Here is a 22,784-nt window from a genome sequence, read left to right as displayed (position 1 = left end):
GAACACGCCCTTCAACTTCGGAAAACGGGCTTTGTATCTTGTAATTGAATTCGAGCTAAAAGTTCGGAAAATAGATAAACTTTCCTAGGTTCATGGAACCGTCGTCAAGTTTCCTAATTTTCTGTCACTTTTTACACGCTCTCATATCTTAGTAAAGGAATTATCATGAGTCTTAAACAATTAGGGGATGTTACTTACTTCCGTCTAAATAATGAAATCAACCGTCCCATCAATGGGCAAATTATGCTTCACAAGGACAAGGAAGCCTTGGATGCTTTCTTTAAGGAAAATGTCCAGCCTAATACCAAGTCTTTTGCTTCTATTACTGAAAAGATTAACTACCTAATTGAAGAAAATTACTTGGAAGAAGCTTTCATTAAACTTTATCGTCCTGAATATATTGAAGAATTGTCGGCCTTTATCCATGACCAGGATTTTCATTTCAAGTCTTTCATGGCTGCCTACAAGTTTTATAATCAATATGCCCTCAAGACCAATGATGGGGAATACTATCTTGAAAGCATGGAGGATCGGGTCCTCTTTAACGCCCTCTACTTTGCAAATGGAGATGAGGCTATCGCCAAAGACATTGCCAATGAAATCATTCACCAACGCTACCAACCAGCTACCCCAAGTTTCTTGAATGCTGGACGTAGCCGTCGAGGGGAGCTAGTATCTTGTTTCCTCATTCAGGTGACAGACGATATGAATGCTATTGGACGCTCCATCAACTCAGCCCTTCAACTATCTCGTATTGGGGGTGGAGTGGGAATCTCCCTCTCCAATCTGCGGGAGGCTGGAGCACCAATCAAGGGTTATGAAGGGGCGGCCTCTGGTGTCGTTCCTGTCATGAAGCTCTTTGAGGACAGCTTCTCCTACTCTAACCAACTAGGACAACGCCAAGGGGCGGGAGTTGTTTACCTCAATGTCTTTCATCCAGATATTATCTCCTTCCTTTCAACTAAGAAGGAAAATGCTGATGAAAAGGTGCGGGTCAAGACCCTCTCTCTAGGGGTTGTTATTCCTGATAAGTTCTACGAATTGGCTCGTAAAAATGAGGACATGTACCTCTTTAGTCCTTACTCCATTGAGCGTGAGTACGGAGTGCCTTTTGCCTATATCGACATCACCGAAAAATACGATGAGTTGGTGGCCAATCCTAAGATTACCAAGACCAAGATTCGGGCTCGTGATTTAGAGACTGAAATTTCTAAGTTGCAGCAGGAATCCGGCTATCCTTATGTTGTCAATATCGATACGGCCAATCGTTCCAATCCGATTGACGGTAAGATTATCATGAGCAATCTCTGCTCAGAAATCCTTCAAGTACAAGAACCTAGCCTACTCAATGACGCCCAAGAATTCCTGAAAATGGGTACAGATGTATCATGTAACCTGGGCTCTACAAACGTGGTCAACATGATGACTTCACCAGACTTTGGTAAGTCTATTCGGACTATGACCCGGGCTCTGACCTTTGTCACTGATAGCTCCCATATCACAGCTGTTCCAACTATCGATCATGGTAATAGCCTAGCCCATACCTTTGGTCTAGGGGCCATGGGGCTCCACAGCTATCTGGCCCAACAGTTGATTGATTATGGATCTGCCGAGGCTGTGGAATTTACCAGCATTTACTTTATGCTGATGAATTACTGGACCTTGGTTGAGTCAAACAATATCGCTCGCGAGCGTGGTGTAACCTTCCATAATTTTGAAAAGTCAGACTATGCTAATGGGACCTACTTTGATAAATACCTAACAGACAAGTATCTACCAAAATTAGACCGCGTCAAAGAATTATTTGCAGGAATTTTCATCCCGACAGCTAGCGATTGGGCAGCTCTTCGCGACAAGGTCATGGCGGATGGTCTCTACCACCAAAACCGCTTGGCTGTAGCACCAAATGGCTCTATCAGCTACATCAATGATGTTTCTGCTTCTATCCACCCCATTACCCAAAGGATTGAAGAACGTCAGGAAAAGAAAATCGGAAAAATCTACTATCCGGCTGCTGGACTGTCAACCGAGACCATTCCTTACTATACTAGCGCCTACGATATGGATATGCGCAAGGTGATTGATGTTTATGCCGCAGCGACCGAGCATGTCGATCAAGGACTTTCACTTACCCTCTTTATGCGCAGTGACATTCCACAAGGTATCTATGAGTGGAAAAATGAAAGCAAACAAACCACACGCGATCTTTCTATCCTGCGTAACTATGCCTTTAACAAGGGTATCAAGTCTATCTACTATGTCCGGACCTTTACAGATAATGGCGATGAGGTTGGTGCCAACCAATGTGAAAGCTGTGTGATTTAGGGTGTGGAAGCAAGCAAAAATCAGAGATTTTTACTTTATCAGCCTAGCCTCGCAAGCTTGACTAGGCTTGTAACCAGCTTGAAAAAGCCTGGGGAGAAGCCAGATAACTACTGCGCTAAGAACTATTAGATTATGCAAAAAGGAACCACTATGAAAACTTACTATAAAGCCATAAACTGGAATGCTATCGAAGATATTATCGATAAATCAACCTGGGAAAAGCTGACCGAACAATTTTGGTTAGATACTCGGATCCCCCTCTCCAATGACTTGGATGACTGGAGAAAGCTGTCCCACAAGGAAAAGGACTTGGTCGGCAAGGTCTTTGGTGGCTTGACCCTTCTTGATACCCTGCAATCTGAGTCCGGGGTAGATGCCCTGCGTAAGGACGTTCGGACCGCCCACGAAGAGGCCGTCTTTAACAATATCCAATTTATGGAGTCTGTCCATGCCAAATCCTACTCTTCTATCTTTTCAACCCTCAATACCAAGGCTGAAATTGATGAAATTTTTGAATGGACCAATACCAATCCTTACCTACAAAAGAAGGCTGAAATCATCAACGAGATTTATCTAAATGGAAATGCTTTAGAAAAAAAGGTAGCTAGCGTCTTTCTAGAAACCTTCCTCTTCTACTCAGGTTTCTTTACCCCTCTCTACTATCTGGGTAATAATAAATTGGCCAATGTCGCTGAAATTATCAAACTGATTATCCGTGATGAATCGGTCCATGGAACCTATATCGGCTATAAGTTCCAGCTAGCCTTTAACGAATTATCCGAAGAAGAACAAGCCAACTTCCGCGAATGGATGTATGACCTTCTCTACCAACTCTATGAGAACGAAGAGGGCTATACCGAGACCCTCTATGACCCCATCGGCTGGACTGAAGAAGTCAAGACCTTCCTGCGCTACAATGCCAATAAGGCCTTGATGAATTTGGGACAAGACCCACTCTTTCCAGATACAGCTGACGATGTCAACCCTATTGTTATGAATGGTATCTCGACCGGGACCAGCAACCACGACTTCTTCTCTCAAGTCGGAAATGGTTACCTGCTCGGTGAAGTTGAGGCCATGCAGGACGATGATTATCTGATGGGATTATAATGAATGGAAGCTATAAGCCTGATAGCCACCAGCTAAGTTGGTGGTTTTCTTATTTTCCTCTCCGAGAAAAACTGGCTTGAAGCCATAATAAAAAAACAGATATTCATGAACCGCACCCCAAAAGTTAGACAGAAAATCTAACAGAAGGGGTGTTTTTTGATGAAATTAAGCTATGATGATAAAATTGAAATCTATCAGCTAAAATTAGCTGGCTGGTCCTGGTCAAGACTCGGTCAAAAATACGAAGTCCATGTGTCTAATCTTCAATATATGGTCCGGCTAATGGATAAGCATGGACTAGAAAGTGTTCGTAAAGGAAAAAAGAAGTATTATCCTCCTGAATTGAAGAAACAAATCATGGACGATGTCTTACTTAAAGGTCGGTCTCAGCTAGAGGTTTCCATAGATTATGCTCTCCCAAATCGTGGGACGCTCTCCAATTGGCTGGCACAATACAAGAAAAACGGGTATACTATTGTTGAGAAACAAAAGGGAAGGCCACCAAAAATGGGACGGAAGCCAAAGAAAACCTGGGAAGAGATGACCGAACTGGAACGCCTTCAGTACGAAAATGAGCGCCTTAGAACGGAGGTCGCCTACCTAGCAGTAGCTTGTTGCCAATCGTTTCATCCTTTCAGTCTTCACTCTTGGACAAGCTTTGCAGGGATATTCGTAAGCGATTAAAATTGCAACGACTATCGCCAAAAAGTTGAGAGAGCTTCGCTTAAAGGACGAAGCCGAACAGCGAGAAAGGCAGCGACAGTTAGAGAGATGGTTACAGGAGGATTCCGACTAGACTTTCTTCTGGAGACGGCAAAACTAGCGCGCTCAACTTACTACTATCAGCTAAAACAGCTGGAAAAAGGGAAACAAGACAAGGAACTCAAAACTGAAATAAGAGCCATCTATCAAGAGCATAGAGGCAACTATGGCTATCGGCGCATTTATCTAGAGTTAAAAAATCAAGGAGTCCATGTCAATCACAAGAAAGTCCAGCGCCTCATGAGAGAGCTTGGTTTGAAAGCTGTGATGCGTCGACCTCGCAAGTATAACTCCTACAAGGGTGATGTCGGTAAGAAAGCAGACAACTTGATTCAGCGCCAGTTTGAGGGTTCCAAACCTTATGAGAAGTGTTATACAGATGTGACGGAATTCGCTATCCCAACTAGTGATAAGAAACTCTACCTATCACCTGTTTTAGATGGATTCAACAGCGAGATTATTGCCTACAATATTTCTCAATCTCCTAATCTAGAGCAATTACATGATATGCTTGAGAAAGCCTTCCCTGCTGAGACTTACAAAGGAACTATTCTACATAGTGACCAAGGTTGGCAATACCAGCACCAGAGCTATCACTACTTTCTAGAAATGCATGGCATGGTGCCGTCTATGTCTAGGAAGGGCAATAGCTTAGATAACGGCATGATGGAGTCTTTCTTTGGCATTCTCAAGTCTGAGATGTTCTATGGCTATGAGAAGTCTTATCAGACACTAGATGAATTGGAAAAGGCTATTGAGGAGTATATTGACTACTACAATAACAAACGGATCAAAGAAAAATTAAAAGGACTTAGCCCTGTAGAATACAGAACTAAATCCATACAATAATTATTTGTCTAACTTTTTGGGGTCAGTACATCAATCTGTTTTTTTATGTTTTAGGAATTATTGTTTTTTATTAAATCTAACACATTAACAGTTGGGATAACAATCGCCTCAGCACTATCAAGAGCAGAAATCATAGACACTGCACTCCGTAAATATGGAAATATTATCGCAGTTCCATTGATAACTAGATACTTTTCAACATCCTCTACATCATTGACACTAAAATAACCTGAAATTTCAGCCTCTATTTTTCTGGAATTATCTTTATCAATAATTTTTGTTTTAAGAGTCACTTTACCATTTTTTTCATCTTTTGTCGTTCCTGCTTGAAAATTTATTTCAAAATTAGAGTCTACACTCAATTCTTCTTCAGTAAGATTATGAAAATAGAGTAATTTATCTATCTTGTATCTTTCAAGTGATATAACTGGTTTCGTCATTTTGTTTATGCCGCCTTCAAAGTATCCAATTTATTATTTAAAATCTTTGTAGCATCAATATAAATTTTATATTGTTTCTCAAATAAATTTTTTCCTGTGCTTTTATCTGTATTAAAGTTCTTATCATGCAATGAGTTATTTTGTATCTTATCTGAGGTATCTAGCGAGATTTGCATAGTGACCCTGTCTAATTCACTAATTTTTTCATTTTGAAGAAAATCTTCATAATTTTTTGCAAGTTCCTCTAGGAACTCGTCGTCTCCACTCTCAATTTTAGCAATTAAATCATCTATTCTATCTATAACTGACATAGCGTCCTCCTTTTTTTGAATCTACATTTTACAAACGATTTGAAACAAACTATCATTTCCTTTTTTAATACAATAAATAGCTTTAATTTGGTTAGTAAGTCTTTCTTTCTTACTACTGCTATTAGAAGATATGAGGTCTGTGTTAGGTGTATGAGGATACTTAGCAAAAAACTTAACTAATTTAATCCCCAATTTATCACAGTAAAAATCTATTTTTTTTCCTCTACTTCCCATTGCCAAAGAAGGATATTTTTTTTGCTTAGAAACCAACTTAATCAATTTGTCTATACGTCTTTCATGTTCCAAATCGGTTAAATCTAATAGCTCATTTTCATCATCAAAAGAAATATAACACTTTATTATTCCTGTATTTCCACCTTTTATAGATTTCCAATAATTAGCATTAGCTTTATTATCCCAAAAATACATACCTTCTCCACCCCAGTCTGCATCATCTTGATGGCGGCTAATAACTAAGCGTTTATTCAAAAGTTCTTCTAATATTTCCTCTTTGTTACAATGAAATAATGGTATAATTGTATTCAAAATTAAAATCTCCAACTATATTAGTTATATTTTATCTTATTTTTTATCCAAATGTCAACTATAAAGTAGTAAATTTAATATTTAAGATAACTTAACTCAACCGACCGTGATAGCTACTTTGTTCTTCTTTTCATTTTTCTTTCTTCTCCTCTTCTAAGCAAAAAACTGCCTCCAAATTTTCTCCGAAAATCTTGGCAATTTTTAAGGCAATAAGAACCGACGGCAATAAGCTCCATAAAAGATGAGACCCAAGCCAAAATCAAAGAGGAAGGCAAAAATCGTTGTCGGAAAGCGACCGAGGGCAAAAAGGGCTGAGCTTAGGAGGGCTAAGACTAGTTTGTCCTGGGGCTGGAAGAAATAATAGGTCATAAAGCCACGGAAAATCAGCTCCTCCAAAATTGGTAAAACTTGGTAAAACAAGGCTGATAATCATGACATAGAGGAGGCCAGCTGCAAAAAATTGCTGGGAAATCTGCTTGGCAGTGGCCAAGAGACCTGCTTCATAGCTGACTAGACCAGGACCAAGAAGGTGCTCCAGCACAGGCAGTCCCAACCAGAGAAAGAGTCGATCCAGAGTAAAAAAGCAAAGAATGAATAGGCCGTCTAGGATTGACAGTCCTTCTTTTTCCACCCTTTTTTCCTCATAGGAGAAATAATGGGAGCTAATCCCTACTAGACAAGCAGCTAGGATTAACATAGAGAAGATAACCCCTTTGAACTGAGCCTTCATCCCTCCAGTTGCCAGCCAAGCTGTGAGGCCCTGGGCCCAAAAACGACAGGCTAATAAAAAAACAAAGAGGAGCCCTAATTTACAGCTATTTCTAAATATTCGCTTTACTTCTTTCATAAAATCTACCTTTTTATAATTTTATATAAATATATCTTATCATAAATAGGTCAGAAAGAAAAGATTATTTTTAGACAAAGAGAAGCAAAGCTTGCAAAAATCAGAAAAAACTTCCAAAGAAGCTGACTTTTTATCAGACTCTTTGGAAGTTTTTCTTTGATGATTATTGGTTAAATAAGCTAATGGCTAAAAGAATAGCAGCTGGAAGATTATTGAGAATATGGACAGCAATCGAATCCTTAATATTGCCCCGACGTTGAAAACTTAAATAAAATAGGAGGCCAAGCAGGAAATAGACAGGAAGTTCAATCAGCTTACTGGTATGCAAGATTCCAAAAACCAGGGACGTCAGAATTGCTCCGATGATCTTACTTGCTTTCCCCTTGATAAAGAAAGTTTGAGGGAGGCCCCGGAAGGTCAATTCTTCCAAAATCGGAGCAAAAACACCTATGGTCAAGACAAAGAAGATGATGAAGGCCGGAAAAATATGTCCTTGTCCCTGACCGACAGACTGAATCATCCTATCATTAGCAGTCTCCTGCTGGCCAGTCATCAAGCGGAGCAAGAACGTAGCGAGTATAGCGATGACCCGACCGACCAAAGAATAGAGCAGGGCAATACCAAAATCCTTCCAACCAAACTTTTGCTCCCTAATTTCTAGGGGTTGTTGCTTTTGATAATAGCGCCAAATAAAGCTATAGAAAATGAGGATAATCGCAATATAAAATAGACTGGCTAATATCTTTACCGGCAGACTGAGAACATCATTTCGAGCAATCAGCAACATTGGTAGAGAATTAAGGAAGATGGTCACCAAGACAAGGGCTACAACCTTACCTAAATTTAAGAGAATTTTACTAGTTTTAATCATAAGACCTCCTTAAGATGAAAGAAACTAAAATTGACAAAAATCGCCCCTAGGAGTAATAGCGTTTAACGATGCGATAGGACATGATATTGATGTAGAGGTGGATAACCGCTACTGCTACTATGGCTAGCCATTGTAATTGACCAAGCAACACAGATGCTATTATAATCACAAAATAGACAACTGGGATAACCACTTGATTTAGACGGAAAAGAATGAGAAAACTCTCTTCAAAATTGACCTCCTTTTCTGCCTCATCATAGCTTTGCACCAAGCGCAGCGAATCCTCTGGCCAAGGAAATAGCGGAAAGTCGATACCTCGCAATTCTTTAAGGGCTTTTCTTAAAGGGAAATAGTAGAGAAAACTGATTAGCATGAATATCAGAGGGAGCAAATCAAAAGAGAAACTACTCTCCCTAATTCTGACAGACAAGAAAAGGCTCACAATAACCAACACCTGATAAAGGTTTGAGAATACGGAACTATAACCCAAGCTCCGATAAGCCTTTCTGTAGAGCAGGTAGGCCCTTTCCTCATCGACTTCTACCTGCTGTTGGCGGTAAATCTTACGGCTTTGCCCTAAGAGATAAAACATGGCAACTAGGCTAGTAAGAAGGGAGACCAGAATAAGAATCTTGACTACCCCACTTTGATAAAAGCTTGAGAAGTTGATGTTTTCTCCTTTAATCATGCCCATAACCAGACCTAGAGCCATTGATAGGACCAGTAGCAAAAGGAATTTTACTTTTCTTTTCATTTTTCTTTCTTCTCCTCTTCTAAGCGAAAAACTGCCTCCAAATTTTCTCCGAAAATCTTGGCAATTTTTAAGGCAATAAGAACCGACGGCGTATACTCTCCGCGCTCAATCAGGCTAATTGTCTGACGGGAAACCCCTGCTTTTTTAGCCAGTTCAGTCTGATTGAGCCCGTCTCTGGCCCGCAACTCCTTGAGCCGATTTTTTAACTGAATCATCTCCTCACTCCTTTATCCACTACGATTAGCGCATGGAAAATCTGCTTTTCCCTTTGACGAAGGGGTTTAGAGCTTTCTTTCCTAGCTCCTCAACTCCTCTTCACTAATATTGTAACATTTCTTTGTCTTTTTGACAAGTATCATTGTCAAAAAAACTATTATTTTTGTCATTTTAAAAAATAGACAGTATACTCTTTTTGTCTAGTTTGTTGATTTTTTTAGCTTATTGTTCTATAATGAAAGTAGAAGTAGTTTACAATACCAAAGAAAGGTGGTAGACAAGGATGAAACATGATGTCAAAGCGATTTCAGGCCTTATCTGGGGCTTGACTACTGTTACTTACCTTATTCTAGGTTTTTTCTTCAACTTATGGCACCCCGCTTGGATTCTATTCGTCCTAGCAGGAGTCATCATCCGCTATCTCGAATTCCGTTCCAAACATGCTTGAGTTCGGATAGGAGCCATCTATAAAAATAAGCTAGGAAGTGCCTTCCTAGCTTATTTTCTTATATCTTTTATAGTTTATCAGCTACGGCATTTAAGAGGTCCTGGATGGCAGCTTGCTTGCTACCTCCGGCCATGGCCATATCTGGTTTTCCTCCTCCTCGTCCATCGACGATTGGAGCTAGTTCTTTAATCAGATTTCCAGCATGGACCTCCTTGGTCTTGCTTGCTACCAGGACATTGACCTTGTCACCGATTGCTGCTACTAAAACCAAGACATCTGAATAGTCTTTTTGCTTCCAAGTATCTGCGTAGGTCCTTAGGGCCCCAGCGTCAGAGACAGAGACCTGACTAGCGATAAAGGTCTTGCCTGCCACTTCTTGGACAGTCTTGAAAATCTCACCAGAGGCAGCCGCAGCAGCCTTGGCCTTGAGCGCTTCGTTTTCCTTTTGCAGTTGACGAACTTGCTCTTGGAGGGCCTCTACCTTATAGGGAACTTCCTTGATTTGTGGCGCCTTAAGGGTGCTAGCGATAGCCTTAAGGGCCTCTTCTTCTTCCCGGTAGGCTTCAAAGGCTTCCTTGCTGGTCACAGCTACAATCCGGCGAGTTCCTGAACCAATTCCTTCTTCCTTGACAATCTTGAAGATACCGATTTCGGAAGTGTTGCCAACATGGGTCCCTCCACAGAGCTCGATAGAGTAATCACCGATGGTCACGACCCGAACATTCTTACCGTATTTTTCTCCAAAGAGGGCCATAGCCCCCATTTCCTTGGCGCTTTCGATGTCTGTCTCAACCGTTTCAATGGCTAGGGCCTCCCAGATCTTTTCATTGACCTCCTGCTCAATTCTGCGGAGTTCATCTGGACTAACTGCTTGGAAATGGGTAAAGTCAAAGCGAAGGAAGTCCACTTCATTGAGTGAGCCGGCCTGAGTTGCGTGGTTGCCCAAAACATTGTGAAGAGCCGCATGGAGCAAGTGGGTGGCTGTGTGGTTCTTCATGACCCGGTGGCGACGACTGTGGTCGATTTCAAGCTGGTAGTTCTCATTGACAGCTAGCGGTGCTAGAACCTCTACCTTGTGCAGGGCTTGGCCATTCGGTGCCTTTTGAACATCTAGGACTTGGGCAAGGAGTTTTCCTGTTTGGTCTAAAATTTGACCATGGTCGGCTACTTGTCCCCCCATTTCAGCGTAGAATGGTGTTTCTGCAAAGATAAGGTGGGCTGTACCTGCGGCAACTTCTGCTACTTCTTGGTCGTCTGCTACGATGGCAAGAAGCTGACTAGATAGGGCTTCTTTTTCATAGTTGAAACGGCTCTCCACTGTAATAGCTTGCAGGGTTTCATTTTGCATGCCCATAGAGCCACCTTTGACAACTGAAGCTCGTGCTCGCTCTTGCTGCTCCTTCATAGCTGCTTCAAAGCCTGCCCGGTCAATGGTCAAGCCCATTTCTTGAGCGATTTCTTCGGTCAATTCAACTGGGAAACCATAGGTATCATAAAGTTTAAAGACATCTGCTCCCGCTAGTTCTGTCTTATTTTCTGCCTTGAGTTGGGCTGCCATTTGTTCAGCAAAATGCTGGCCAGAATGCAGGGTCCGGGCAAAGGACTCTTCCTCACTCTTGATAATCTTCTCGATGAAGGCCTGTCTTTCTAGGACTTCTGGATAGTAGGATTCCATAATCTTGCCGACTGTTGGGACCAGTTTATAGAGGAAGGGACCAGTAATTCCTAGTTTTTGGCCATGCATGGAGGCCCGACGCAGGAGACGGCGTAGCACATAGCCCCGGCCTTCATTACCCGGGAGGGCCCCATCGCCAATAGCAAAGGAGAGGGAGCGAATATGGTCGGCAATGACCTTAAAGCTCATATTATCTCCGTCTTGGTCGTAAACCTTGCCTGATAGATGCTCGACCTCACGAATAATGGGCATAAAGAGGTCGGTTTCAAAGTTAGTCTTGGCTCCCTGGATAACCGCTACTAGGCGCTCCAAGCCTGCTCCCGTATCAATATTTTTGTGAGGAAGCTCCTTATACTCGCTCCGCGGTAGGTCAGGATCAGCGTTGAATTGAGATAGGACGATATTCCAAATCTCAATATAGCGGTCATTTTCAATATCCTCAGCCAAAAGGCGTAGGCCGATGTTTTCAGGGTCAAAGGCTGGTCCTCGATCAAAGAAAATTTCCGTATCCGGACCTGAAGGACCAGCTCCGATTTCCCAGAAATTGTCCTCAATTGGAATGAGATGGCTAGGGTCTACTCCGACTTCAATCCAACGGTTATAGGAGTCCTTATCATCTGGATAGTAGGTCATATAAAGCTTGTCCTTAGGAAAATCAAACCATTCTGGACTGGTCAAAAGTTCATAGGCCCAACCGATAGCCTCATCACGGAAATAGTCCCCAATAGAAAAGTTCCCCAACATCTCAAACATGGTGTGGTGACGGGCTGTTTTTCCGACATTTTCGATATCGTTGGTCCGGATAGCCTTTTGGGCGTTGGTAATTCTAGGATTTTCTGGAATAATGGTTCCGTCAAAGTATTTCTTCAGCGTTGCCACCCCGGAGTTAATCCAGAGTAGGGTTGGATCATTGACCGGAACTAGGCTGACAGAAGGCTCGACGCTATGGCCCTTTGAAGCCCAGAAATCAAGCCACATTTGGCGGACTTGTGCAGATGTCATTTGTTTCATTATTTTTCTCCTCTTATCTTTATCTAATCATTTTAGTGGTTTTTGGAATTAGCTGCATCCTCCATGGCCTCGACATAGTCGATAGCCACAACTAAGGATATAACTAATTCTTCGTAAGCCTCATCAAAAATAGTGATATTGTAATGAGAGCTTAGGTGGAAAAGTTCCTTGTCAATCTCGGCGACTAGCTGGCTTTGATTGTCTACTAGCTTGAACTTCAAATCCCAAAAATTGCCTTGAACAGTCAAATCAAAATCGGTTAATTCATAGCGGTCCCGAAAAAAGGTCCACTTTTTCTTAATCCGAAACCGACTGCCCTTAGCCAGGACCACCTCAAAACCTGGTAGGAAGGTCAAGAGTTGCTTTTTGATGCTGGCGACCTCTGAACCATCGCTCCTAGAAATCTTAAAGGTCTTAGGGATTTTCAGAAAAGAGCCGGCCGCTTGATAGGCTAGGCGGTTAGCTGCATCAAAGATTTCAAACCGTTCTCCACCTAGGCGAACTTTCTGCTTGACATGATAGCTTTTCATCTTTTCCTCCTATGGGGGCGAAAAAAGACAAGTCTCATCAGACGAAGGGCGAAAAACCGCGGTACCACCTTCATTCAATGAACTTGTCATTCTCATTTACTATTTTAGTTTGCAACTTGAGTAGCATGATAATCACTTCTAGATGGCTCGCAGCACCGCCAATTCTCTGGGCTAGAATCTGTCATTATCAATTCTCAATGATTTTATTATACTGGCTTTCCAACCTTTCGTCAAGCTATTCTGCTGCTGACGATGACGTTTGGCTAGAAGAGCTGTTGGCGCTAGAGCTAGAAGTTGAGGACGCTTCTGATGAACCAGTTGAACTAATGTATTGGGCAAAGACATTTTGGAAGGCCTGATCCTTAACCTTGATGTTGGCCTCTTGCAATTCTTTAGCTACAACGCTTTGGATAAAGCTTGGGTCATTTTGCTTTTGGGTCATGATGGACTGCTTGAGCTTTTCCTTGTAGTCTTCCCACTTGGCTGACTTTTCTGTCTTGCTGACCAATTTTAGGATATAGTAGCTATCGGTATAGCCTTCCTTGACATTGATTACCTCAGAAATGGCATTTGGCTCTAAGCTAAATGCTGCCTTTTTAAGGTCCGCTGCTACATTAGCGGTAGTTGAGTCAAACTTGATTTCACCGCCCTTGTCCTTGCTGGCACTATCTGTTGAGTTATCCTTGGCAATCTGGGCAAAATCTGCCCCCTCTGCCTTGACTTGCTCCAGAACTTGCTTAGCCTTATCTTCACTATCTAGCTTGATAATCTGAGCAGTTACTTCTGGCGTGTACTCTTCATAAGCTGCCTTGTAGTTGGCGTCGGTCAGCTCCTTTTCAGCAGCTTTTTTAACCGCATACTCAACCAGCTTATTGGTTCTGATTTGCTCGCGGTAGCTGTCTTCATTCAGACCAGCTTGGGCTAGGGCCCGCTGGAAATTATCACCGTAGGATTTAACACTCTTGTCGTAGGCTTCTGTGACTTCTTTATCTGTGACATTCTTGCTATATTTCTTTTCAAAGACGTCCTTAATCGCCATGCTCAAGAGAACTTGTTGGGCAGCTGAATTGGTCTTTACCTTGTCATAAAATTCACCAACTGTAATCGTGTCGCCCTTCATACTAATAATATCGGTATTGTTATTTGCTGACTGAGAACAGGCCGCTAAAACTGCAGCAGATGCAAGGGCCAAGGCTCCAGCAATCATTTTTTTCTTCATTAAAAAAATACTCCTCCTTTAATTCACTTTCCCTATTGTACCATAAAAAGAAATGATTGACTTAAATTTTGCTAAAAATTAGGTCAAATCCTCAAAATTTACGGTTTCCTTATCCTTTCTAAGCATGAGGAGGCCATCTCCCAAAGGCAGGAGGCTGGCAGTCAGATCGGGGTGATCCAAGCAGGCATCAAAAAGACGATGTAGGCCTCGGTAGATAGCCCTTTGGCCCCTCTTTATCTCCTCGGCAGGTCTTGCGATGTCCCCTCCTTGGAAAACATCATCAATCAAGACCAGCCCTCCCTTTTTGAGCTGCTTTAGAATTTGGGGTAGAAAGACGATATACTTGGACTTGGCTGAGTCCATAAAGGCAAAGTCATAGCTGCCTGAAAGGTTAGCCAAGAGATCCAAGGCTTCTCCTTCCAGAAGCTCAATCTGCTGGCGCTGGTCCAGGCGCTGAAAATTCTCCTTGGCTAGAGCAATCATTTCTGGATTGCGTTCAATGGTTGTAATCTGAGCCTCCGGTGCAGCCTCAGCCATCAGAAGGGCAGAAAAGCCAATGGCTGTTCCCACTTCTAAGATTGACTGGGGTTGTAGGCTGGCCAATAATAGGCGGAAATAGGCCACTGTTTCCTTGGGGATAATGGGGATATTCTCTCTTAAAGCAAAATCCTCTAGGTCTTTTAAAGAGCCAGTCAGAGGTTTTTGTCTCTGCCTCATAAAATCCAGCACCTGCTCCTTGACGATGGGTCGGCGCATATTCGGATTGGAATCTTTACTATAAGTCTCAACCATTTGACACCAAACCTAACTTCTCAACCAAGGCTTCAAACTCATCCAGGCGGCGTTCAAAGACGGCAAAGGCGGCATCTAGATAGGCCTCTTCTTCCATATCTACACCAGCTTTTTTAATGACCTTAAGAGGATAGTCAGAGCTACCGGCCTTGAGATAGGTCAAATAATTTTCCTTATCCTCTGGGCTACCATAGATAATCTTTTCAGCCAGGGCTGAGGCTGCTGCAAAACCAGTTGCGTATTGGAAAACATAGTAGTTGTAGTAAAAATGAGGAATCCGGGCCCATTCGTATTGAATTTCTGGGTTGTCCTCAGTTTTAAGGCCATAGTAACGCTCATTAATGTTTGCATAGAGCTGGTTTAAAAACTCACTGGTCAAGACCTGACCTGCCTGGTCGGCCTCATGAATAGCTTGCTCAAACTCGGCAAATTGGGTCTGACGAAAGATTGTTCCCTTGAAGCCATCTAAAAAGTGATTGAGGATAGCAAAACGACTCTGGTCATCTTCTACTTCTTGCAAGAGTTGCTCGGTCAAAATATTCTCATTGGTCGTAGAAGCAATCTCTGCCAAGAAAATAGAATAGTCCCCATAGACATAGGGTTGATTTTCACGAGTAAAGGTCGAGTGGAGACTATGACCGGTCTCATGCACCAGGGTGAAGAGACTATTTAGATTGTCCTGCCAGTTGAGGAGCATAAAGGCATTGGTATCATAAGAACCGCCCGAATAGGCTCCTGAACGCTTGCCTTGATTAGGCTTGGCATCAATCCACCGCTGACTAAAGGCCTGCTGCACGCGCTCCAGATAGTCTGGTCCTAGTACCGCCAAGACCTGCTCTGCTTTATCAAGAGCCTCTTCATAGTTGAACTTATAGTCCAAATCAGACAAGGGACGATAGAGGTCGTACATCTTTAAATCTGGTAAATCTAAAATCCGAGCTCTGAGCTTAATGTAACGGTGGAGCAGGGGCAGATGTTTATTGACCGCAGAAACCAGGCTATCATAGACACTCTCTGGAATAAAGTTTTCTGCCAGGGCAGCCTCGCGAGCACTGGAAAAATGCCGGACCTTGGCCTGATAGTTTTGAACCTTGACATTGGTCTGTAAGGTCTTAGCATAGGTATGCTGGTACTGCTCATAGACACTATATAGGGCTTCAAAGGCCTCTTTTCTTACGCGACGATCCTTGGACTCAACAAAGCTAATATAGTTGGCGTGGTTGAGCTCCACTTCCTGACCTTCTTCATCTCTAATCTTAGGAAAACGCAAATCCGCATTGTCCAAGATAGCAAAGACCTCACTGGCAGAACCAAAAATTTCGGTCGCAGCTGCCAAAAGTTCCTCTTCTCTTTGGGGAAGAACGTGGGCTTTTTTCTGCAAGAGTTGGTCAAAAAAGTGACGATAAAGGGCCAAGTCAGGCTCTTGGGCCAGAAAATCCTGATAGCTTTCTTGGGAAATAGCCATAAATTCTGGATCATAGAAGGCGAAAACCTGATTGAAGCGGCTATAAAGGGCTAGGGCCTTGGCCTGAAACTCCTGGTATTGAGCTAGACGAGTGTCTTGATCGTTTTTCATCGAAGCATAGACCGAGAGCTTTTCCAAGCGTCGCATCAAGTCTAGGTAGAGCTGGGTGACTTGAAGCAAGTTTTGGGCCGAATCCAGCAAATGGCCGGACCAAGCCTGGGCGGCTTCAATGTCAGACTCTAGCCTAGCTAGCTCTTCCTGCCAGGCCTGATCACTAGGATAGACCGTAGTCAAATCCCAGGTATATTTTTCTGCAATTTCATTTCTTTCTTTCATGATAAGAAGTCCTCCATGCTCTCCATTTTACCATAAAAACGGCGCTTTTTTAAGTCGGGATGCAACTAGTTTTCTTAAAAGAGCTGGGACTTGCTGGCCTTATCGGCTTTTTATCTAGAAGGACTAGACTTTTCCTCCCCTTGACCTTGCCTAATGTAGGCATAAAAGGCTGGGGGATAGAGGACCTGGACCTTCTGATAGCCCTGGTCTAGATAATAGGCCGCAAAATTTTGATAGTAGTTAGTCAGGTCTTGACTAATTTGACAAAAACCTGTCCGAGACTTTAAAGGAGTCACCTGGGGATAAAAATCCTCTAGCTTTTGAGTCAAGAGATTTTCCCCCTTTTGATAACAAACCGCCTGACGGGCTAGCCACTTGGGATTGCGATAGTAGAGCTGGCGACGGACATAGGTAGAGATTTGCGGGTCTGTCTTGGCTAAAAGACTAGTTAAATTCTGCTCTTGATAGGGAAGGCGCAGGACTTGCAGGAGATTTCCCTGCCCAAAGGGAAAGGAGAGCTCCTTGTACTGGACCTGGCCATGTAAATCCTCATGGAGTAGGTATTTCAGTCTTAAGACTTGCTCTTTTTGATCCAACTCCCAGAGATGAAAACCCATATTTTGACTGAAATAAAGGAAGTCTCTTTGCAGGGGAGTCAGCGACTTTTTTAACCAGAGACGCTCTCCCAAAAGCCAGATAACCTGATAACCTTGCTCTTGGTAAGACTGACTTCTCTCTTTTAACCTTGCCTGGCTCAAGGGACTGCATTGGATTTCCAGGGCTACTTTCTCTCCCACTAGCAAATCGGCAATCTGACCCAGCTCAGCTAAAAAGGCTTCGACCTTTACGGGACCAGACCTTCTAGCCCAAGCAAAGAGGGTTGCCTTTAAGCCCAGATGCTCTGGTCCTTCATTCTCACTTTGATACTGGCAATTTTTAAGGGAAAGATGGGCAAAATGGGCCTGCATTACTGGACCCTGTCTTAGGCATAAGGGACCTGCACAAGCTGGACAAAAGAAGGGCCCTTGATCTGGAAGGTCCCCTTCCAATAAATGAATCAACTCTCTCTGATGATTGCGGGCGACAAACATGGCTGCTCCTTTCTCTTTGAGGCCTATACAAAAAGCCTTTCTGGATAAAACAAACTTACTCCTGGCCTATCTTGAACTGGCTTTCTGGCTCAAGGAGTCTTTCCTATCTATTTATTCGTAAAAAAGAAAAACCAAGCCCTTGACCAGCTTAAAAGCCGGCAAAGACTCAGTTTCTTCTATTTATTCTGACTAGAATCGATAGTCCATTAGACCTAGGCTGCTTCTTGAGCTAGGGCCTGTTCTTCCTTGTAGAGTTTAGTATCGTGCATCTTGATAAATGGTAGATAAACCAGGAAGGCAACCACAGCACAGACGACAGCCACTACCGCAGCCCGCCAGTCTCCGGTACCGACAAAGGCTCCGATTCCCACTGGAGAAGGCCAAGGCATATTTCCAATAACTGGTCGACATAGTTGCAACTTAATCGCAAAGTAGGCGATACTACCTGAAGCCATTGGAGCTAGGAAGAAAGGTAGCATAAAGGCTGGATTATAGATGATTGGTAGACCAAAGATAATGGGCTCATTGATGTTGAAAATTCCTGGAATAATCGCCGCCTTACCCAACATTTTCAGCTGTTCAGACTTGGCTACATAGGCCATATAGATGATGAGGCCTAGGGTCGCTCCGGATCCCCCAAGAGTAACAAACATATTAGAAAATTCACCGGCCAAAGGGATATGAGCCCCTTTAAGGTTAAGGGTGATGTTATGGAGCACAATCGGGGTGATGAGGGAGCTGATGATGGTTGCTCCATGAATACCGACAATCCAAAGGGCATGAATCAAGAAATAGATGACCATCAAGCCCAACCAAGAATCGGTGATATGGGCTACAAAACCAAAAGGAATGGAGACGACTTGGAAGATGTCTGTACCTAGGACCACAAAAATCCCATTGATAAAGATGACCGCAAAGGCTACGCTAAAGGCTGGAACCAGGGCTGTAAAACCACGCGATACCCCTTCTGGGACAGATTCAGGCATCTTAACCACCCATTTTTTCTTCACACAGAAGCGATAGATTTGTACAGCCAAAGCAGCCATGATGATAGCTGTAAAGATTCCCACTGTTCCTAGACGAGAAACCCCGTCACCACCGATAGCCCAACCATTGATGATATAGGCTCCTTCCTTGACTGACTGCACAAGACCGACAGCACCTCCCTTAAAGACTAATTGAGGTAGGCTCATAAAGAAGGCAAAAACAGAAAGCAAGGCTCCGTTTAAGGGGGTCAAATTTAGCTCTTCTTCTTCAGCGTAAATCTTGGTCAATTCGTAACCGATAACGATATTGAAGTAGAGGGCTAAAATCCCCATAGTCGCCCGATTGGCCAACATGTAGAGGTCAGCAAACTTGCCGAAGGTATTATTGAAGAAATCAACAAACCAGGGCATGGTAAAGGTAATGGGTAGGATATTGAAAACCAAAAACATGGACCCTACAATGGTAAAGGGAATGCTGGCCATCCCGGCTGCGGTAATGGCCCTAACAAAGCGGTACTGGGAAATCTTTCCCAGAGGGGCCATAAACTTCTCAAACGACTCAAACATCTTATTCATAAAATGTCCTCCTTTTTAGATGTGAGAGCTGGGAGCTCTATGATGACTTTTTTAATTTAGACTAGGGGAATCGGACTAGCAACGATTTTTAGGAAGGAATCCGTTCTACTCTTGCTAGTTTGGCTAGGACTTGGCTGATAAATATTGCCTGATGCGCTTGTATTGCCAATCAGCCTTGGCATCAATCCGTCTGAGCTTGGCTAAGATTAGCCCGGCCAAAAGGATACCCAGTCCCAAGAAGATGATAAGAATGGCGCTAGTCCCACTTGTATCTTTGACAAAGGGATAAAAGAAGGACTTAGCCCCTCCTAACACCGCTAGCATGAGCACTAGGTTGCTGATAATGGTCAGCTGCAAGAAACGAGAGGTCAACCGCGCAGGCTTTTGCTCCTCGCTATACATCCGCCCCTGCTCCAACATGGCCAAACCTCCTGCCCCCATTAGAACCAGGGGATAGGGAAGGGCCAGATAGGACTTGGACAGAAAGAGAATCAATAGCCAATAAAGATTGACGAAAAAGTAGATAGGCAGGGTATAGCGAACCAGCAAGTAGCGGGCATAGTACATATTCTTCAGTGTGGCGGCCTTGCTTTTAGCCTCTAGGGCCACCCTTTCTTTTCCGGTCATGACTGGCTCCTTCCTAGGCTAGCTTGCGATAGAGACTAAGCATTTCTAGGGCTACCTCTCTTAGAGTCATGGTGGTCATGAGGTGGTCCTGGGCATGGACCATGATGATTTCAATTTTGATTTCTTCTCCACCGGCATAGTCTTGAAGGAGCTTGGTCTGGGCATGGTGGGCCTCAACCAACTCCGTATTAGCAGCCTCTAGTTTTTCCGCTGCTGCTTCATACTTTCCTTCACGCATATCGGCAAAGGCTTCATGGACCACCGTCCGGGCAGTACCACTATGAAGAATAATCTCAAATGCCACTACTTGTAATTCTTCTTGATTCATAGACAGCCTCCTTAGTTAATCGATAAAAATACTTGTTTAAAGCTAGAAAAATCAGAGCATTGGAGCAGGCCCTGCTCCAAATCCGGTCTCTCAAGGAGCTGGACAATTTTACCAGTCAAGCTAGAGAGGCCTTGATTATCATAAATAGCCGGGGACAGAAGAAAGACCAGACGAATGTTTGGAAAATCCTGATTCCAATAGAGGCCTTCTGGCAGGATGGCAAGACCAATTTTATGCTCCTTGGCCAGGGGTTTGATGGGGTGGGGAACCGCTAGACTTGGCGAAAAGACGACCGAACTCAACTTTTCCCGCTGTTCAATCAAGTCCTGCATGGAAGAGACAAAATAGGGCTCTTCTCCTGCTGACATCCGAATAAGCAGGTCCTCAAGTAGCTCCGCCTTACTTGTGGCCTGGCTAATGACAAAGTAGTCTTCTGAAAAATAGGCCTGAAAGAGCTCTTCAAGTTCCTCAGCCTGGGCCACCTGCTGCTTGAACTCATAAGCGTCCAAGGGCTGGAGCTGGGCTATTTCCTGCTTAATCATCTTGACTTCCTCACTATTTAGGAAGATACTAACCGTGAAGACAGGCATGGTAAAGACCAGATTGGACAGGTCGATAGAGGAAATAATGAAGTCAATATTTTCCAGACGTTGATCATTTAACTCATAATAGCCGATAAGGTCCACAATCTCAACCAGATTGCCCAACTCATGTTCAATTCGATTTTTAAGCATTTGGGCACTACCATAGCCCGTCGCACAGATAACCAAGACTCGAAACTTTTGCTCTTCTTTTAAATGTTCCAAAGCAGCCATAAAATGCAGGGCTACATAGGCCACTTCGTCATCTGACAAACTCTCCTCAGCAAAGAGGGGCATGGCCTCTAAGACCTCTCTGGTCAGCTCAAAGCTTGCCAGATATTGGTCCTTAATTTCCTTTAGCAGCGGATTATCAAGGACAACCTGGTTTTTCAGCCGCAGGAAAAAGGTGCTTAAGTGGGTAACCAAGCCTTCAATCAGTTGAAAATTTTTCGCAAAACCATAAGGTTTGAGCTTGCTGGAATTTTCCAGAACCTGAATGAGTTGCCGGCGCAGTTCTTCTTCCAAATCCCCTGCTTGATTAGGTGCTAGCTGACAGGAAGCCTTGGAAATCAAGTGCAGGGTGATATAGTCTACCTCTTCCTCGGGAAAGTCTAGACCAGTCGCTAGGCGGACCCTTTCTAAAATCCGCCGGGCAATCCTACGCTCAAGTTCATAATCTTCCTGGGACCAACCCTCAATCTGGCTAATCTGAAAGCCCTCGGCCAGACGCTTAAAGGAGAGGGCGATATGGACTACCAGATTTTGGATGACAAAGTCTGACAGCCTCAACTGGCCCTCCCGGCATTCATCCAAAACGATAATGGTCAGCTCCTCCAGACTGATTTCCCGTCCTTCCACCTGGATATTGATATAGTGATGAAGGGACTGGAAAAAACGATCCCGAAAGAAATAGTCCATAATGAAGCGGCGTTTGTCCCGCTCCTTTCCCTGGATATAAACGCCCTGCTTGGCCTTGCTTTCAATCTTTAGCTGATAAGGGGCCAGGTCCCTTCTAATCTTTCTAAAATCAGCCGAAAGAGTGGAGCGACTGACAAAGAGCTCCTCGGCCAAATCATCAAAGTAAAGCTCGGCCTGCTCAAAGAGCAGTTTATTAAGCAGATAACTGTAGCGATCTTCTATATTGGCTCCCGCTGTCGGCTCTCGCTCCAAAATATTCTCTGACTTGATAAAATTTTGGCAGTCCTTCTGGTTGACAATAACTAGTTTGTAGCCATAGCCCTGCTTGGAGACCAGCTCCCAGCCAGTCTGAGCGGGACTGAGGGCCTTCAAGGACTTTAGATAGGTCCGAACCGTCCGGTCCGAGCAGGCTAGCTCTTGGGCCAAATGCTTACTGGTTACAAAGCGGCCCTTGTTTTCTAGAAGTTGGTGGAGCAATCGCTTTTCTTTTTGTTGTAACACACAAGGTCCTCCAAACTATTGGAACAAGGTTGACAGAAAAATTCTAGAGATGCTCGTTAATTAAGCCGGCTAACTTTTCAATTCCCATCGGAATCGGAATATAGGCCTGGGGCGGAATAAGGGCGATGGGCTTGCCGACCTTGGCTGCCGCTTCTTCAAACTGCTGGTAATACATCTTGGTTTGAGGGCTAATCAAATAGAGGTCAAACTGGGCTCCGTCAATGGCCTTTTTCCCCTCGGTAGCACTAATAGCATCTACCTCCACATCTTGCCCCTTGGCTTGAAGAAACTCTGTTGTCTTTTTAGCCATCAGAGAGGAAGACATACCTGCTGCACAAATAATCAATGCTTTAACCATCTTATTACTCCTTAGTAATTTATTTCTATCTCTAGTATATATGAAAGCGTTATCAAAATCCAGTGGAATTTTTTCCTTTGCACTAAGGAAAATATTAAAAAAAGCAAAAAGGAAATCTCCCCTGACCTCCTAGTCATAAAAATAAGTAAGCTCTTACCTCCATAAACAAAGGAAGATTGGGCTAGAAGCCTTGCTTTTTAGCACTGACTTCTGCCCAATCTCTTCTTTTTTTATTTGATAGATTGTAAAATAAAGTGCAACAAAAAATCCCCATAGACTCCTCTAATCGTGTAAACTGTAAGTAACCACAC

Annotated in this window: 21 protein-coding genes and 1 pseudogene; 4 read left to right on the top strand and 18 right to left on the bottom strand. The window is 43.4% G+C overall.

The window, feature by feature from the left end:
• Window positions 1-165 precede the first annotated feature (165 nt).
• From nrdE to C4K46_RS02740, 3 genes and pseudogenes are all read left to right on the top strand, one after another.
• Complete coding sequence (nrdE, locus tag C4K46_RS02750; protein WP_209627172.1) at window positions 166-2,325, top strand: class 1b ribonucleoside-diphosphate reductase subunit alpha; 2,160 nt, start codon at window positions 166-168, stop codon at window positions 2,323-2,325.
• Between the two features lie 150 nt (window positions 2,326-2,475).
• A complete protein-coding gene (gene nrdF, locus C4K46_RS02745) occupies window positions 2,476-3,435 on the top strand; it encodes a class 1b ribonucleoside-diphosphate reductase subunit beta (RefSeq protein ID WP_209627170.1) in 960 nt (319 codons plus the stop codon).
• Between the two features lie 159 nt (window positions 3,436-3,594).
• Window positions 3,595-5,046, top strand: a pseudogene (locus C4K46_RS02740) (IS3 family transposase).
• Window positions 5,047-5,096: 50 nt separating this feature from the next.
• On the opposite strand, the gene C4K46_RS02735 reads toward C4K46_RS02740, so the two are convergent.
• The 7 genes from C4K46_RS02735 to C4K46_RS02705 all read right to left on the bottom strand — a co-directional run bounded on the left by C4K46_RS02735 (window position 5,097) and on the right by C4K46_RS02705 (window position 9,030).
• Complete coding sequence (locus tag C4K46_RS02735; protein ID WP_209627168.1) at window positions 5,097-5,486, bottom strand: protein-export chaperone SecB; 390 nt, start codon at window positions 5,484-5,486, stop codon at window positions 5,097-5,099.
• A gap of 5 nt (window positions 5,487-5,491) precedes the next feature.
• Complete coding sequence (locus C4K46_RS02730) at window positions 5,492-5,797, bottom strand: hypothetical protein (protein ID WP_209627166.1); 306 nt, start codon at window positions 5,795-5,797, stop codon at window positions 5,492-5,494.
• A gap of 21 nt (window positions 5,798-5,818) precedes the next feature.
• Window positions 5,819-6,343 (bottom strand): hypothetical protein, encoded by a 525-nt coding sequence (locus C4K46_RS02725; protein WP_245335119.1) that lies wholly within the window; start codon window positions 6,341-6,343, stop codon window positions 5,819-5,821.
• 201 nt (window positions 6,344-6,544) lie between these two features.
• Window positions 6,545-6,712 carry a hypothetical protein gene (locus C4K46_RS10700; RefSeq protein WP_420853772.1) on the bottom strand — a complete coding sequence of 56 codons (168 nt, stop codon included), beginning with the start codon at window positions 6,710-6,712 and terminating at the stop codon, window positions 6,545-6,547.
• A gap of 641 nt (window positions 6,713-7,353) precedes the next feature.
• Window positions 7,354-8,061 (bottom strand): CPBP family intramembrane glutamic endopeptidase, encoded by a 708-nt coding sequence (locus C4K46_RS02715; protein ID WP_209627160.1) that lies wholly within the window; start codon window positions 8,059-8,061, stop codon window positions 7,354-7,356.
• Window positions 8,062-8,107: 46 nt separating this feature from the next.
• The gene (locus tag C4K46_RS02710; RefSeq protein WP_209627158.1) at window positions 8,108-8,815 is read right to left on the bottom strand and encodes a DUF3169 family protein; all 708 of its coding nucleotides are present in this window, start codon (window positions 8,813-8,815) and stop codon (window positions 8,108-8,110) included.
• Complete coding sequence (locus tag C4K46_RS02705; RefSeq protein WP_245335117.1) at window positions 8,812-9,030, bottom strand: helix-turn-helix transcriptional regulator; 219 nt, start codon at window positions 9,028-9,030, stop codon at window positions 8,812-8,814. The genes C4K46_RS02710 and C4K46_RS02705 overlap by 4 nt, the downstream gene beginning before the upstream one ends.
• A 284-nt stretch (window positions 9,031-9,314) precedes the next feature.
• On the opposite strand from C4K46_RS02705, the gene C4K46_RS02700 reads away from it, so the two are divergent.
• Window positions 9,315-9,479, top strand: a complete 165-nt coding sequence (locus C4K46_RS02700; protein WP_209627157.1) for a hypothetical protein — start codon at window positions 9,315-9,317, stop codon at window positions 9,477-9,479.
• A 67-nt stretch (window positions 9,480-9,546) separates the two neighbouring features.
• Here the strand turns inward: C4K46_RS02700 and alaS are convergent, their stop codons facing one another.
• From alaS to C4K46_RS02645, 11 genes are all read right to left on the bottom strand, one after another.
• A complete protein-coding gene (gene alaS / locus C4K46_RS02695; RefSeq protein WP_209627155.1) occupies window positions 9,547-12,165 on the bottom strand; it encodes an alanine--tRNA ligase in 2,619 nt (872 codons plus the stop codon).
• 32 nt (window positions 12,166-12,197) lie between these two features.
• Window positions 12,198-12,695, bottom strand: a complete 498-nt coding sequence (locus tag C4K46_RS02690; RefSeq protein ID WP_209627153.1) for an LURP-one-related/scramblase family protein — start codon at window positions 12,693-12,695, stop codon at window positions 12,198-12,200.
• A 235-nt stretch (window positions 12,696-12,930) separates the two neighbouring features.
• Window positions 12,931-13,914 (bottom strand): peptidylprolyl isomerase PrsA, encoded by a 984-nt coding sequence (gene prsA / locus C4K46_RS02685; RefSeq protein ID WP_209627151.1) that lies wholly within the window; start codon window positions 13,912-13,914, stop codon window positions 12,931-12,933.
• Window positions 13,915-13,992: 78 nt separating this feature from the next.
• Window positions 13,993-14,706, bottom strand: a complete 714-nt coding sequence (locus C4K46_RS02680) for an O-methyltransferase (protein ID WP_209627149.1) — start codon at window positions 14,704-14,706, stop codon at window positions 13,993-13,995.
• On the bottom strand, window positions 14,699-16,510 hold the full coding sequence (gene pepF, locus C4K46_RS02675; protein WP_209627771.1) for an oligoendopeptidase F: 1,812 nt from the start codon (window positions 16,508-16,510) through the stop codon (window positions 14,699-14,701). The genes C4K46_RS02680 and pepF overlap by 8 nt, the downstream gene beginning before the upstream one ends.
• 107 nt (window positions 16,511-16,617) lie before the next feature.
• On the bottom strand, window positions 16,618-17,598 hold the full coding sequence (locus tag C4K46_RS02670; protein ID WP_209627147.1) for a competence protein CoiA: 981 nt from the start codon (window positions 17,596-17,598) through the stop codon (window positions 16,618-16,620).
• Window positions 17,599-17,810: 212 nt separating this feature from the next.
• Window positions 17,811-19,160, bottom strand: a complete 1,350-nt coding sequence (gene celB / locus C4K46_RS02665) for a PTS cellobiose transporter subunit IIC (RefSeq protein WP_209627145.1) — start codon at window positions 19,158-19,160, stop codon at window positions 17,811-17,813.
• 123 nt (window positions 19,161-19,283) lie between these two features.
• The gene (locus tag C4K46_RS02660) at window positions 19,284-19,787 is read right to left on the bottom strand and encodes a hypothetical protein (RefSeq protein WP_209627143.1); all 504 of its coding nucleotides are present in this window, start codon (window positions 19,785-19,787) and stop codon (window positions 19,284-19,286) included.
• 13 nt (window positions 19,788-19,800) lie between these two features.
• Entirely contained in the window at window positions 19,801-20,115 is a 315-nt protein-coding gene (locus tag C4K46_RS02655) for a PTS cellobiose transporter subunit IIA (RefSeq protein ID WP_209627141.1), read from the bottom strand.
• Window positions 20,116-20,126: 11 nt separating this feature from the next.
• Complete coding sequence (locus C4K46_RS02650; protein WP_209627139.1) at window positions 20,127-22,115, bottom strand: BglG family transcription antiterminator; 1,989 nt, start codon at window positions 22,113-22,115, stop codon at window positions 20,127-20,129.
• Between the two features lie 43 nt (window positions 22,116-22,158).
• Entirely contained in the window at window positions 22,159-22,473 is a 315-nt protein-coding gene (locus C4K46_RS02645; protein WP_209627137.1) for a PTS cellobiose transporter subunit IIB, read from the bottom strand.
• Window positions 22,474-22,784 lie beyond the last annotated feature (311 nt).

It is taken from the genome of Streptococcus oricebi, assembly GCF_017883985.1.
Classification (GTDB): domain Bacteria; phylum Bacillota; class Bacilli; order Lactobacillales; family Streptococcaceae; genus Streptococcus; species Streptococcus oricebi.
This window is presented reverse-complemented; position numbering and strand designations above follow the sequence as displayed.

Excerpts from the sequence above, each read along its gene's own strand:
- C4K46_RS02655 (WP_209627141.1), bottom strand. The coding sequence starts at position 20,115 with ATGAATCAAGAAGAATTACAAGTAGTGGCATTTGAGATTATTCTTCAT.
- alaS (WP_209627155.1), bottom strand. The coding sequence starts at position 12,165 with ATGAAACAAATGACATCTGCACAAGTCCGCCAAATGTGGCTTGATTTC.
- C4K46_RS02645 (WP_209627137.1), bottom strand. The coding sequence starts at position 22,473 with ATGGTTAAAGCATTGATTATTTGTGCAGCAGGTATGTCTTCCTCTCTG.
- celB (WP_209627145.1), bottom strand. The coding sequence starts at position 19,160 with ATGAATAAGATGTTTGAGTCGTTTGAGAAGTTTATGGCCCCTCTGGGA.
- C4K46_RS02680 (WP_209627149.1), bottom strand. The coding sequence starts at position 14,706 with ATGGTTGAGACTTATAGTAAAGATTCCAATCCGAATATGCGCCGACCC.
- C4K46_RS02660 (WP_209627143.1), bottom strand. The coding sequence starts at position 19,787 with ATGACCGGAAAAGAAAGGGTGGCCCTAGAGGCTAAAAGCAAGGCCGCC.
- C4K46_RS02715 (WP_209627160.1), bottom strand. The coding sequence starts at position 8,061 with ATGATTAAAACTAGTAAAATTCTCTTAAATTTAGGTAAGGTTGTAGCC.
- C4K46_RS02730 (WP_209627166.1), bottom strand. The coding sequence starts at position 5,797 with ATGTCAGTTATAGATAGAATAGATGATTTAATTGCTAAAATTGAGAGT.
- C4K46_RS02710 (WP_209627158.1), bottom strand. The coding sequence starts at position 8,815 with ATGAAAAGAAAAGTAAAATTCCTTTTGCTACTGGTCCTATCAATGGCT.
- C4K46_RS02735 (WP_209627168.1), bottom strand. The coding sequence starts at position 5,486 with ATGACGAAACCAGTTATATCACTTGAAAGATACAAGATAGATAAATTA.
- C4K46_RS02700 (WP_209627157.1), top strand. The coding sequence starts at position 9,315 with ATGAAACATGATGTCAAAGCGATTTCAGGCCTTATCTGGGGCTTGACT.
- nrdE (WP_209627172.1), top strand. The coding sequence starts at position 166 with ATGAGTCTTAAACAATTAGGGGATGTTACTTACTTCCGTCTAAATAAT.
- nrdF (WP_209627170.1), top strand. The coding sequence starts at position 2,476 with ATGAAAACTTACTATAAAGCCATAAACTGGAATGCTATCGAAGATATT.
- prsA (WP_209627151.1), bottom strand. The coding sequence starts at position 13,914 with ATGAAGAAAAAAATGATTGCTGGAGCCTTGGCCCTTGCATCTGCTGCA.
- C4K46_RS02690 (WP_209627153.1), bottom strand. The coding sequence starts at position 12,695 with ATGAAAAGCTATCATGTCAAGCAGAAAGTTCGCCTAGGTGGAGAACGG.
- C4K46_RS10700 (WP_420853772.1), bottom strand. The coding sequence starts at position 6,712 with ATGACCTATTATTTCTTCCAGCCCCAGGACAAACTAGTCTTAGCCCTC.
- C4K46_RS02670 (WP_209627147.1), bottom strand. The coding sequence starts at position 17,598 with ATGTTTGTCGCCCGCAATCATCAGAGAGAGTTGATTCATTTATTGGAA.
- C4K46_RS02705 (WP_245335117.1), bottom strand. The coding sequence starts at position 9,030 with ATGATTCAGTTAAAAAATCGGCTCAAGGAGTTGCGGGCCAGAGACGGG.